Raw genomic sequence first — 10,955 nt, 5'->3', positions numbered from 1 at the left:
CGGGCGCCGGTGTCGGCGTTGGCCGTGCCGAGGGTGACCAGGACCTTGGCCCGGCCCTGGTCCAGCCGTTCCCAGGGGAAGTCCGGTCCGGCCGGCACCGGGGTTCGCCTCGGGTGACGTAGGCCCAGACGAAAGCGGAGGCCTCCCGACGCTTGCCGTCGTCCATATTGGTGTGGACGGGCCCATGGGCTGGCGGCAGTTCAGCGATGACCGAGCCGGCGAGGTTGATTCCATGAGAGTCGGCGGCGTGACAGGGTGACCAGTTGGCGCCACCAAGCGCGTCCCACCGACCAGAAACCACCCGCCGGCGTCACCGTCACCTTCTCCTTGAGGGCGACGCATCGCTGGCTTCAGACGACCAGAACCCGGCGCCCGCGGGTATGTCCGGCCTGGCTGTCGGTGTGCGCCGCCGCGGCCTCGGCGAGCGTGTACGACCTCTCGACCGGGATGTGGAGCCTTCCCCGCGAGATGAGGCCGACGGCCTCGGCGAGCGCTTCCGGCATGCTCCCGGCGACGCCGGAGAAGCGGACACCGAACTCCGGCGCATCAAGATCGGCGATGGATACCACCCTCTGCGCATCCCCGGTCAGCTCGACGAGCTCGCGGATCACACCCGAGCCGGCCACGTCGAGAGCCGCGTCGACATGGCCGAGCTCCCGCACCCGAGCGACCCATCCCTCGCCGTACGTCGTGGCGACGGCACCCAGGCTCCGCAGGTAGTCCTGGTTCGCGGCGCCCGCCGTGCCGATCACCCTGATGCCGCGGTCACGGGCGATCTGCAGCACCGCCGATCCGACTCCACCGGACGCACCGCTGACCAGCAGTGTCTGCCCGGACTGCACACCGACCTCGCGGATGATGCGCAGCGCGGTCTCCACCACGGAGGGATAGCCGGCCGCCTCTTCGAACGTCAGCCCCTCGGGCATACAGGCCCAGGCCGACAACACGGCGAACTCGGCATACGTGCTCGAACCTTCGCCGAACACGCGGTCGCCGACCTCGACCCCTTCGACGCCTTCACCGACCTCGTCCACCACCCCGGAGGCGTCCAGTCCGACTCCGGAGGGCAACTCGGTCGGATGGGCCCCCAGGACCTGGCCTTCACGGATCCTCCAGTCGACGGGATTCACGCCAGCCGCCCGCACGGCGATGCGTATCCGGCCGGGGCCCGCGTGGGGCTCCTCGGCATCTATGAGGTGCAGGACGTCCGGACCGCCGAACTCGGCGAAGCTCACCTTCTTCATGCGGCGACCGTAGCACTAACGGATAGTCTTTTGAACCTGTTATGGATTTGCACCTGATAGCGTCGTAGCATGACCGTTCCGACCGGACGCCGTGAGCGCAAGAAGGCCCTGACCCGTCAGAAGATCGCTGACGCCGCCCTGCGGCTCTTCCTGGAACGCGGGTACGACGCGGTAGGCATCCGTGACGTGGCTGCCGAGGCCGACGTAGCGGTCACCACGCTCTTCTCTCACTTCGCCTCGAAAGAGGCCCTGGTGTTCGAACAGGACGAAGACTTCGAGCAACGCCTGACGCGAGCGGTCACCGAACGGCCGCCGCACGAGCCGCTCATGCCCGCACTGCGCCGTGAGATCCAGGCCCTGGTGCGTCACTGCACGGCGGACAGCGCCGCCCCGATCTGGCGCATGATCGACGAGTCACCCGCCCTGCGGAGGTACGAGGAGTCGATGAGGCTGCGCCACGCGGAGTCGTTGGCAGCGGCCATCGCCGCCGATCCCGACCTGTCACGGACCACAACGGCCTGCCGGGCGATCGCGCGGTTTGTGATCGACGCCTATTCGCTGGCCCGTGAGGCGGCCGATCCGAAGGCCGCGGTGGACGAGATCTTCCAGATGATCGAGGCGGCCTGGGAGGTCACCTGCCCCTCTACTAACTCCACCGGTACGGCCGCACCGTAGTCGGGACTCGACCCCGTCCGGCGCCGAGGTGGTCGGCGTCAGCTCGTCGTGCCGGTGGGCTAAGGGCATACGCGTCTTCGCACCGCAGGCAGGAGTCACGACCCGGGACGCGGGCAGTTGCTGGGCGGGGGCTGGGACGATTACGCCAACTGGCCCGGCTGCCGCCGCCTTGACGCGGACGACCGCACAGTGCGCCCGGCTCGCGTAGGCGAGTTCCATGCCATCGACCACGAACAGTGGCTGGGGCGCCGGGTTCACCGCCGATCGGCCGAGACGCTCGTCGACCGTCATCAGGGCGTCGGCGCCATCGGCGATGAGCGGATGTGCGGAGAGGGTGGCGCGACGACTCCGAACCGTTCGCGAGTTGGGGCGACTGTGGTTGCCGTTGCTCAGTGACGGTACGCGGCTGTCGCGATCTCGACGAAGGATCGGATCAGCGGATTGGTGTCTCCCTCGTTCCACACCGCCACCACTCGGCTGGGCGGCATGTCGATCAGCGGTATCACGGCGAGCTCCGCGGGCAGGTCGTGTCCGAGGGGGGCCAGGCCGACCGTACCGTTCCACAGCACGGCCTGCAGGCACTCCTGGACGGCGCGCACCACAGGGCCTTCGCGCGGCCTGCCACCGTTCCAGTACGACTGCCAGACGGGGTCGGTGCCCTGCGGGAACTGGAACCAGCGACGATCGCTCAGCTCGGCCAGCCGCAGCCTGTCGCGGTGGGCCAGCGGATCGTCGGCGCGCAGGACCACGCCGACCGGATCGGTCCGCAGTGCACGCACCGTCAGAGCGGTCTCGTCGAACGGTGATCGAGTCAACGCGACGTCGACCAGTCCGGCGCGCAGTCCGCACGTCGGATCGGTCAGATCGGTGTCGCGGATGCGGATGTCGATGCCGGGGTGGCGTCGGCGGTAGGCGGCGGCCAGCCTGGCGACTCCCGGGTCGGTGCCGTCACCCAGGATGCCGATGGTGAGGGTCGCGCCGCCGGCCGCCGTGCTCACGCGTGCCCGGACCCGGTCGGCATGGTCGAGTAGAGCCCGCGCCTCGTCGAGCAGCACCGAGCCCACCGCAGTGAGGGTGACCCCCGTGGGTGAGCGGGAGAAGAGCCGGGCCCCGACATCGGCCTCCAACTGCTTGATCGCCCGGCTGAGCGGTGGCTGACTCATGTGCAGTCGGGCGGCGGCCCGGCCGAAGTGGAGTTCCTCGGCGACCGCCACGAAGTAGCGCAAGGTCCGTAACTCCACGCTGCAACGATACCCACGAGGTATCGGCGCCGCGGGATGGGTCTTGGACACGGGCAGGCCCGCGGCGGTGCACTCGTGAGCATGACCGAGGAAGCGAAGAACAGCGAGCCGCAGACCGACCCCGCTGTGTCGGTGGTGGGTCCCGGCGACGGCGAGACGATCGTTCTGGGCACCACGCACATGCGCATCCTGGAGGACGGCAGCCACACCGGACACCGCCTCGCGATCGCGGAGTCCGTCCTCGCCCCGCACACCCAGGGACCGCCGCAGCACCGCCATGCCCTACACGACGAGGGCTTCTACGTCCTTTCCGGCACCGTTCGGTTCACCGTCGGGGACGAGGACTACGACGCCACCACGGGCACGCTCGTGATGGTTCCGCCCGGTACCCCGCACACCTTCGCCAACCTGACCGACCAACCCGCCGTCCTGCTCAGCACCTTCACCCCCGACCTGTACGTGCAGTACTTCCGAGAACTCCAGGAGGTGCTCGTCAGCGGCCGGCCGCTCACGCCACAGGCCAACATCGAAGCGATGAGCCACTACGCGACCGAGCCCGCCGCCGACCCCGCCTGAAGCCGACGGCACACCACGGCCCGGCCGGGCCGTCCCCCTTGCGGTCGGCAAGGCGGTGACACCGTCGCTTTCCGGTGTCCGCCGTCCCTCGGACGACGGACCGGGCCTCCAGGGCTGTTGTGGCAAGCGAAGCAATCGACGGGCCGCCGTGAACCGGTGGCCCATGAACGGAAACCATGAACATCGCCTACTGGATCGTCGCGGCACTGCTCGCCCTCTTCTACTTCTACGCAGGCACACTGAAGATGATCCGCAGCCGCGATCAACTCCGACCGATGATGGCCTGGGTCGACCGCATACCCCTGCCTGCCATCAGGGCGCTGGGAGCGGTCGAGATACTCGGCGCGACCGGCCTGATCCTGCCACCGCTCACCGGCATCGCTCCCTGGCTGGCGCCGGCCGCGGCCATCGGCTTCGTACTCCTGCAGACCGGCGCGATCGCCGTCCACCTGACCGGCGAGGACCGCCGGATCGCACTCAACGCCGGGCTCACCGTCACCGCGGCGGTGACCATCTGGCTGGCCACCGGGCTGTGACCGAGCCCAGTCCCTCGATCGCTGGATGCGAATACAGGGCCGGCCGCTTAACGGCCGCCCCCCTCACCGACGGCTTGTGGACATCGGTGATCCTTGTGAAGACCACGCCCTCCACCCGGATTCCGAGCAGCCGTCGACACGACAGCGACGAACGGCTCGGTGGCAGTTGCTTTCGTGGGTGTCGGCCGACTGAGAGCTGCCGGTTCAGCCGACGCCGTTGTGAGCGAGCGGGTGCTGAGCGGCAAACCAGGTCGACGTGGATCAGTGCGGTACCTGATCATGTGTTCATGCCTTTGGGAGAGACTCTTGCCCGCGTCGACGCGGACCTGGCCGCCGGCCGGGTTCCCCTCGCGCGTCAGCGTTTGCGCGGTCTCGTGTCGTCCTTCCCGTACGACTTGACGCTGCGCCGGCGTCTGGCCGAGGTGTACCGGCTCTACGGCGATGCCGCCGAGGCTGGACGCTGGATGTACCTCGAAGAGGACCGCAACGCCGACGAGACCGCCGCCTTCGAGGCGCGGTACGGATCTCCCGGGTGGCGGATGAAGGCCCTGGCCTGGCGCGGCCCCGAGGCGTTGGCTGCCACTTCTTTCGCCGAAGGGCAGCTCGTCGCGGTGCGGACCGCCTGCGCCGAGGAGTTGGGGCACCCCGTCGACTGGGACGACCCTGCCTCCTACCGGGACGGCCTGGAGGAAAAGTACGAGGAGGCGCCCTCCGAGCCGTGGACGGTCGGCGGTGTACTGGCGGGCAGCGGCTGCCTGGTGGGCGCCCTGGCGTTTCTCGCGATCTGGGTGAACGGGGTCGTTGCTCTGTTCGACTGAACCAGGTCACCGAGGGGCCGGCGAGGGCGCTCGAGGTTCTGTACTGCGGCAGCTCGTCCCGCTCTTCGGTGTCTCGCAGTCCGCGGCTGTCCGGATCATCAGCCACCTTGGTCCCCTGCTCGTGCTCAAGGCCGGACGAGATCGGGTGCAACGGGTGCGGTGCCGTCGCTGAATCGAGCGACGGTGCCTTCCTGTTGAGACCACGTCCTCACATCACTCGGCGATGTCCGGACCGTTGGTAGGCTCGGTGGCGCGGTTGGTTCCTGAGCGGTGGGATGGTCTTCGGCTCCCGGGTGGCTGGCTGAGCGGGTACCACGGCGGAGCCGGGACGCACGGCAGCGCGTTTCCTAGGGCAGGGAACGAGTGAGCCACACCAGTTCGCCACTGTCGTCAACAGAGACGTGATCGCGCTGGAATCCAAGCTTTTCGAGGACGCGAAACGAGGGCGCGTTCCAGGGACGCACCGTCGACCAGAGCCGTTTCCGCCCAGTCGCGATCGCCGCGTCGAGCACCGCGGACGCCGCCTCGGTGGCATAGCCCTGCCCGTGCACGCGCCGGAACAGCTCATAGGCTATCTCCGGCTCGTCAACGGAGGCCCGACCGACAGTGAGCCCGCAATACCCGATGAAGTCACCCACATCGCGTCGGATGACGGGCAGCAGAGCGATTCCTGTCAGCGCCGAGGCGGCCAGCTGATCCTCGATCATCCGCCGGTTGTCCTCAATGGACGGCATGCCACCACCACGTTCGGCGACGAGCACGCGATGGGCGTCGATGTCGGATTCGGTCCACTGACGTAACGTCAGCCGAGCGGTTTCGAGTTGGAGCGGCATCGGAGAATAGAGCACGGCGACACTCTATCCACGCGCCGCTTCCCGAGATGGGGCAGCCGAAATCTACGTTGCCCCCTGTAGGGGCTGAATGAGACGGCTGCTGGACGGCGAGATCGTCGCCGTGGTGCGCGGGAAGGTCCCGTTCGCGGCGGCGCCTCCGTCGTTGCTTTCCGGCGGGCTTCAGCCTGTCGTCATCTCGGGATCCGGGCCGTACCCGTCGTCTGGTCACCCGACTGGCTGCCCCGGACCCCACCATCGGGCTGGCCCCATCGCGCGGCCACCCCGATTGCCGCCCGGGTGTGGTCGTCGGGGCCCGGTGCCTGCGTGGTGTCAGCCCTGCTCGCGCAGGCCCCAGGGAGAGCCGTATTCGGTGAGCAGGTCCAGGAAGGGGCGGGGCGGGAAGGCCTCGGGACCGAGGACGCCTGCGCCCGTCCAGACGCCGGTGGCGAGCAGTTCGAGGGCGACGACGGGGTTGACGGCGGTCTGCCAGACCACTGCCTGGGAACCGTACTCGCGCATGGACCACTGGTTGTCGACCACGTGGTAGAGGTACACCTCGCGTGGAGCGCCGTCCTTGGTGCCCTTCACCCAGGTGCCCGCACAGGTCTTCCCCGTCATCCGCTCGCCGAGCCCGGCGGGGTCGGGCAGGCAGGCGGCGACGACGTCGCGCGGGGACACCTTGACGGGCCCGTCCTCGCCCGGGACGGACACCTTGGCAGTGGAGTCGAGGCCCAGCTCGTGCAGGGTCTTCAGCTTGGCGATGAAGTCGTTGCCCAGGCCGTACTTGAAGGTCACCCGGCGAGCGTCCACCCAGCGGGGGATCAGCAGCACCTCCTCGTGTTCCACGTTCACGCACTCGACCGGGCCGATGCCCTCGGGGAAGTCGAAGACCTCGGGTTCGCTGAACGGCGCGGTGGTGAACCAGCCGCGGTCCTTCTCGTAGACGACCGGGGGATTGAGGCACTCCTCGATGGTGGTCCAGATGCTGAAGGAGGGGGCGAAGTCGTAGCCCTCCACGGTCAGGTCGGCTCCGTCACGCACACCGATCTCCTCGATCTTGTCGAAGAGTTCGTCCGCGGCGTACCGGGCGAAGACGTCGGACAGGCCGGGTTCCACGCCCATGCCGACCAGGGCCAGACGGCCGGCGTCCGCCCACCGATCGGCCAGCTCGAACTGGTCGTCGCCGAGCTTGACTCCGCAGTCCTCGTGCGGGCGTTCTGCGTGCGGGGCGGACAGGGACATCGCCATGTCCAGGTAGTGCGCGCCCGCCGCGAGCGCCGCGCGGAACAGGGGCATCACGAACCGGGGGTCGGTCGCGTTGAGCAGAACGTCGCAGCGCTCCTCGGTGAGCAGCCGGCGCACTGCCTCCTCGTCGGAGGCGTCCAGGCGCCGGGCGCTGAACCGGTCGCCGTGCTCCTCGAGCGCGGCGACGGCCGCCTCGGCCCGGTGCGGGTCGTAGTCGGCCACGGTCATGTGGGTCAGAAAGCCGCGACGGGCCGCGATCCGGGTGACGGCCGTGCCGACACCGCCCGCGCCCACCAGGAGTACACGCATGTCAGATCAGACACCTTTCCTGTGCAAGGGCACGAGCCCTGGGATGCCCTGATGCAACGGGATGGCGCGATGTAAGGTCAACAGTGTTGGCATAAGAGTCGCCGTCGCGGCGGTGGAGAGGGCGTGGTCCGCATGGCCAAGCAGGTGGTGCCGGAGTCGGCGCGACGCAGGCGCCGGCCGACCCGGCAGGGCACCGTGCTGTCGGAGAAGCTGATCGTGGAGACCGCGTTGCGGGTGCTGCGCGAGCACGGCACCGCCGGCCTCACCGCGCGTCGCCTGGGCAGGGCCCTCGGCGCCGACCCCAGCACCCTCTACCGGTACTTCTCGGGCATGGACGACTTGATTCGGGCCATCGGTGAGGAGCTGATGGGACGGGCTTGGGACAACTGGTCCGCCACCGGTAGGTGGCAGGCCGACCTGCGGTCTCTCGGGCTGGCCATCCATGCCTCGTACCTCGCCCACCCGCAGGCCGCTGCGCTGACCGCGAGCCGGGTCACCGGCCGGCCGCGGGAGATCGCGGTCGACGAGACGATCCTCGGCATCCTGCGCACGGCCGGCTTTTCGGACGCCGCCGCCGTCCGCCTCTACCACGCCTTCATCGACCTGAGCCTGGCCTTCGCCGCCCTCGATGCCGGAGCACTTGTCCTGACGGAGGAGGCCCGGACGAGGGACGAGGAGATGTGGACCTCCACGTACGCCCGGCTGCCCGCCGAGTCCTACCCGAACATCGCCGCGACCGCCCCTCTCCTGGCCGCCCGCATGCCCCACAGCGCCTATCCGGTGGTCCTGGACACCCTGCTGGAAAACGCCGCCGCACAGCTGGCCGCCGCCCCGGGCGCGGGCTGCGGGAGATAACGGGGGGCCGCCCGGGGCGGCGCGTGTCCGCCCCTCTCCGGGCCGAGGCGCCACCCTCGTCGACCGCGCGCCTCACCAGAACCTCGTCTACCGCCTGCCCGTTCTCGTGTGGCGGCCATACCGAAACCAGACCCGGACCTGGGCGAGCGGGTGTGCGTGGTGGCGGTGGTCGAACCAGGCACTGACCTGACGGTCGTGGACGAACCTCCACGACTCCTCGTCCAGTCCCGCTGCCCGGAAGCGAGCCGATTCAGTTGATCGGTTTGCCGTTGTAGTCGCCGTCAACGCAGATCCAGGAACCTTTGGTGGACTCGTACTCCACGGTTCCGCCGCCGTCCATACACGTCTGCCCGTCGATGGTGGGCACGGCAGCGTGTGCGACAGGGGTCATGGTGCCAAGAGCGGCCAATATCACGGCGGTGACGAATCCGAGAAGTCGTGTACGCATCAGGACCTCCGACAAGGACGAGCGACACGGTCGTGACGAGCTTCTCCCGAACGGTTTCCAGGTGCGCACCCGGTTACTCCATTCGGGTGACGGCTACGTCCCCGTCATTGCGCGGTTGGGCACTCCCGGGGCACGTGCTCCAGGCGCATTCGTCCAAGTGCGGGGGCAGGCTGATGTCATGGAGACCAAGCCCGCTGTGATCGTGCAGCCACCGGACGACATCGGCCTGCGGAAAGTTGTGATTGACGGCAAGATCGAGGGAAAGGTGTGGTGCCCCCACGAACTGCACCAAGTCCTGCATCGTGCCGGTGTGCCATCCGAGGTCGACATCGAATGGCGCGGTGGAGACAAAGATGTCTGGCCGGCTCGCAATTGGAGGCGGCGGATCAGCGGCACCCTCATGGCGGTTGGCTTCCTGGCGACTGCGTGCATATGCACCTGGATAGGCGTGAAGGACTCCCTTGATGCTCTCACCTTCGCTGGTCGGGTAACGGGAGTCCTTTTCCTGTGCATGGCCGTCGTGGAAGTGATCGCCTTCGTGGCTGTTTTCGACTATTGGCGTAAGCGGAGAGTAATATACTCCGGTCCGGCCCTTATGCTCGGGGCGTTGGTCGAGCTGTTGGTCGGTTTGGTGCTGTTCGCGATGTACTTCGTCAACAAGGACAGGCCGACGTACGAGCCGCGTTTGGTATTGTGGTCGGTCCTCCTGATCTCCTCTTCCTTCGCTCTGTGGATGCTCTGGCGCCGCCGGGTGTGGAAGGTGCTCCGCTACCCTGGACGAATTGCCGTTGGGGCGATCGTCTCCACCGTCCTCGTGATCACCAACTTGGCGTATACGCAGGTCTACCTTCCCTCTGTGTCGCGTCCGCTGGTGCAGGGCGCAGCTGAAATAGGAAAGCCGAGTTTGAGTGAGGACGGCAAGAAGATGTACGTGCCGATCCGTCTACGCCTCAAGAATTCCGGCCAGGTTCCGGTCAACATCCTCGGCAGCATCTATTGGATCCATGTCAAGCTCGCGAGTGATCCGAAAGACAAGTACCAACTGCTCAAACCTGGCGAGCTGGTCAAGCCGCCGGGGCGGGAGTTGAGTCCGCAGGAGGAAATTTCGGAGGATGTGGTAGCTGAGATCACTGACCCAGGAAGCCGTCACTATGAAGCAGTGGCGGCCCAGGTCGAAGCTTACGCGGTCAGGCAGGACAGAATGATAATAGAGGCCAGTTATGAAAGGTCCGGAGAATGGCGGGGCAAACTCAAGAAGGAGGGAAAGGATGACGAGCCTCCGGCGCCTCCGCCCGTCGACAAGGAATACTTGAGATATCAGTCCGTCATATCCCAAAGCAGTGAGCTGCTGAATTTGACTCGAGGTCGGCAGCGTGTGACGGTCTGGTGGTTGTATCGTCCCAGGCCGGTCGTTTATGTGAAAGTCGCGAGTCCGGATGACAGGAAGGACTTTGACCTCAACAATCCTGAAGAGCAGAGGCAGGCTGCCGACCGATACGGTCTGGCATTCGTACGTGGCGCAATGGTCCAGACACCGTACGCGCAACTCCTGAAGGAGGCTGAGGAACAGCGCCCACGCTCACGATGACCACCGGCAGGCGGACGGCGCTGCGGCGGGGGCGTGCCGCACACACCGCTCGCAATGGGTCCAAGGAGCCCGCAGAGTTCTCCGCGTCCCTTTGTGGGAAGCCGTCTCCGCCGTACGCTCCCAGCGCCGCACTGGTCCTGTCGCCGACGGGCTGAGCTGGACCGTCGAACGGCGTGGCCGACTCCGGGACCCCGGCACACCTCGCCTTCGCCGGCGCGCGAAGGGCCCCTGGGCTTCCCGTTAGCTGGCACACGTCCCGGTTCCCTGCCCAGGCCCTCTCCCGCTGTAGGACGGCCTTGGTGTCTGCCTGCAACGGGAGAAGGAGGAGGTGAGCGTCCCTGGTGCCGGCTTGACGGTGGGCTCCACTCTCATGCGCACCACGATGCCCGCCTCCGCATCGGTGCGCGCACCGTCCCGAGGGGATGCCTGCAGGGGCCCGCCGCCGCGCTTCGCGCGCCTGGCGCGGTGCGACCTTGCGCGATGCGGAGTGCGCATTGAGGGCCTGACCCACACCGACGGCCTGCAGCTGCTCCAGGACGTCGGCGACGTTCTCCTGGTCCTCGGTGAGGATCCCTTAGTGAAGCCGA

11 protein-coding genes and 1 pseudogene are annotated in these 10,955 nt (G+C 67.8%); 7 read left to right on the top strand and 5 right to left on the bottom strand.

Features of this window, described 5'->3' with window-relative positions:
• Nucleotides 1-350: 350 nt before the first annotated feature.
• A complete protein-coding gene (locus ABZ923_RS12245) occupies nt 351-1,244 on the bottom strand; it encodes an NADP-dependent oxidoreductase (protein WP_361470097.1) in 894 nt (297 codons plus the stop codon).
• A gap of 69 nt (nt 1,245-1,313) precedes the next feature.
• On the opposite strand from ABZ923_RS12245, the gene ABZ923_RS12240 reads away from it, so the two are divergent.
• The gene (locus ABZ923_RS12240) at nt 1,314-1,919 is read left to right on the top strand and encodes a helix-turn-helix domain-containing protein (protein WP_361470096.1); all 606 of its coding nucleotides are present in this window, start codon (nt 1,314-1,316) and stop codon (nt 1,917-1,919) included.
• A gap of 389 nt (nt 1,920-2,308) precedes the next feature.
• On the opposite strand, the gene ABZ923_RS12235 is transcribed toward ABZ923_RS12240, so the two are convergent.
• The gene (locus tag ABZ923_RS12235; RefSeq protein ID WP_361470094.1) at nt 2,309-3,160 is read right to left on the bottom strand and encodes a LysR substrate-binding domain-containing protein; all 852 of its coding nucleotides are present in this window, start codon (nt 3,158-3,160) and stop codon (nt 2,309-2,311) included.
• A gap of 81 nt (nt 3,161-3,241) precedes the next feature.
• On the opposite strand from ABZ923_RS12235, the gene ABZ923_RS12230 reads away from it, so the two are divergent.
• The 4 genes and pseudogenes from ABZ923_RS12230 to ABZ923_RS12215 form a co-directional block, all read left to right on the top strand.
• A complete protein-coding gene (locus ABZ923_RS12230; RefSeq protein WP_361470092.1) occupies nt 3,242-3,736 on the top strand; it encodes a cupin domain-containing protein in 495 nt (164 codons plus the stop codon).
• Between the two features lie 176 nt (nt 3,737-3,912).
• Nucleotides 3,913-4,272 (top strand): DoxX family protein, encoded by a 360-nt coding sequence (locus tag ABZ923_RS12225; protein ID WP_361470091.1) that lies wholly within the window; start codon nt 3,913-3,915, stop codon nt 4,270-4,272.
• A gap of 287 nt (nt 4,273-4,559) precedes the next feature.
• Nucleotides 4,560-5,090, top strand: coding sequence for a DUF6584 family protein (locus ABZ923_RS12220; RefSeq protein WP_361470089.1), 531 nt, complete (start codon nt 4,560-4,562; stop codon nt 5,088-5,090).
• Nucleotides 5,091-5,133: 43 nt separating this feature from the next.
• Nucleotides 5,134-5,217: pseudogene (locus ABZ923_RS12215) on the top strand (IS5/IS1182 family transposase); the annotation flags it as partial.
• A gap of 220 nt (nt 5,218-5,437) precedes the next feature.
• On the opposite strand, the gene ABZ923_RS12210 reads toward ABZ923_RS12215, so the two are convergent.
• Nucleotides 5,438-5,923 carry a GNAT family N-acetyltransferase gene (locus tag ABZ923_RS12210; protein WP_361470101.1) on the bottom strand — a complete coding sequence of 162 codons (486 nt, stop codon included), beginning with the start codon at nt 5,921-5,923 and terminating at the stop codon, nt 5,438-5,440.
• A 330-nt stretch (nt 5,924-6,253) separates the two neighbouring features.
• The gene (locus ABZ923_RS12205) at nt 6,254-7,477 is read right to left on the bottom strand and encodes a saccharopine dehydrogenase C-terminal domain-containing protein (protein ID WP_361470087.1); all 1,224 of its coding nucleotides are present in this window, start codon (nt 7,475-7,477) and stop codon (nt 6,254-6,256) included.
• A 132-nt stretch (nt 7,478-7,609) separates the two neighbouring features.
• On the opposite strand from ABZ923_RS12205, the gene ABZ923_RS12200 reads away from it, so the two are divergent.
• On the top strand, nt 7,610-8,332 hold the full coding sequence (locus ABZ923_RS12200; protein ID WP_361470085.1) for a TetR/AcrR family transcriptional regulator: 723 nt from the start codon (nt 7,610-7,612) through the stop codon (nt 8,330-8,332).
• A gap of 250 nt (nt 8,333-8,582) precedes the next feature.
• Here ABZ923_RS12200 and ABZ923_RS12195 read toward each other — a convergent pair whose 3' ends face one another.
• Nucleotides 8,583-8,723, bottom strand: a complete 141-nt coding sequence (locus ABZ923_RS12195; RefSeq protein ID WP_361470083.1) for a hypothetical protein — start codon at nt 8,721-8,723, stop codon at nt 8,583-8,585.
• A gap of 235 nt (nt 8,724-8,958) precedes the next feature.
• On the opposite strand from ABZ923_RS12195, the gene ABZ923_RS12190 reads away from it, so the two are divergent.
• Complete coding sequence (locus ABZ923_RS12190) at nt 8,959-10,368, top strand: hypothetical protein (protein WP_361470081.1); 1,410 nt, start codon at nt 8,959-8,961, stop codon at nt 10,366-10,368.
• The last annotated feature ends 587 nt before the right edge of the window (nt 10,369-10,955 follow it).

The sequence above is a fragment of the Streptomyces sp. NPDC046881 genome (assembly GCF_040645015.1).
In the GTDB taxonomy this organism is placed as follows: domain Bacteria; phylum Actinomycetota; class Actinomycetes; order Streptomycetales; family Streptomycetaceae; genus Streptomyces.
The sequence above is the reverse complement of the archived record's forward strand: the minus strand, read 5'-3'. Positions and strand labels throughout refer to the sequence as shown.

Bases quoted from the DNA above. Each gene is read 5' to 3' on its own strand.
- ABZ923_RS12245 (WP_361470097.1), bottom strand. From the start codon at position 1,244: ATGAAGAAGGTGAGCTTCGCCGAGTTCGGCGGTCCGGACGTCCTGCAC.
- ABZ923_RS12240 (WP_361470096.1), top strand. From the start codon at position 1,314: ATGACCGTTCCGACCGGACGCCGTGAGCGCAAGAAGGCCCTGACCCGT.
- ABZ923_RS12230 (WP_361470092.1), top strand. From the start codon at position 3,242: ATGACCGAGGAAGCGAAGAACAGCGAGCCGCAGACCGACCCCGCTGTG.
- ABZ923_RS12225 (WP_361470091.1), top strand. From the start codon at position 3,913: ATGAACATCGCCTACTGGATCGTCGCGGCACTGCTCGCCCTCTTCTAC.
- ABZ923_RS12220 (WP_361470089.1), top strand. From the start codon at position 4,560: ATGCCTTTGGGAGAGACTCTTGCCCGCGTCGACGCGGACCTGGCCGCC.
- ABZ923_RS12210 (WP_361470101.1), bottom strand. From the start codon at position 5,923: ATGCCGCTCCAACTCGAAACCGCTCGGCTGACGTTACGTCAGTGGACC.
- ABZ923_RS12205 (WP_361470087.1), bottom strand. From the start codon at position 7,477: ATGCGTGTACTCCTGGTGGGCGCGGGCGGTGTCGGCACGGCCGTCACC.
- ABZ923_RS12200 (WP_361470085.1), top strand. From the start codon at position 7,610: ATGGCCAAGCAGGTGGTGCCGGAGTCGGCGCGACGCAGGCGCCGGCCG.
- ABZ923_RS12195 (WP_361470083.1), bottom strand. From the start codon at position 8,723: ATGACCCCTGTCGCACACGCTGCCGTGCCCACCATCGACGGGCAGACG.
- ABZ923_RS12190 (WP_361470081.1), top strand. From the start codon at position 8,959: ATGGAGACCAAGCCCGCTGTGATCGTGCAGCCACCGGACGACATCGGC.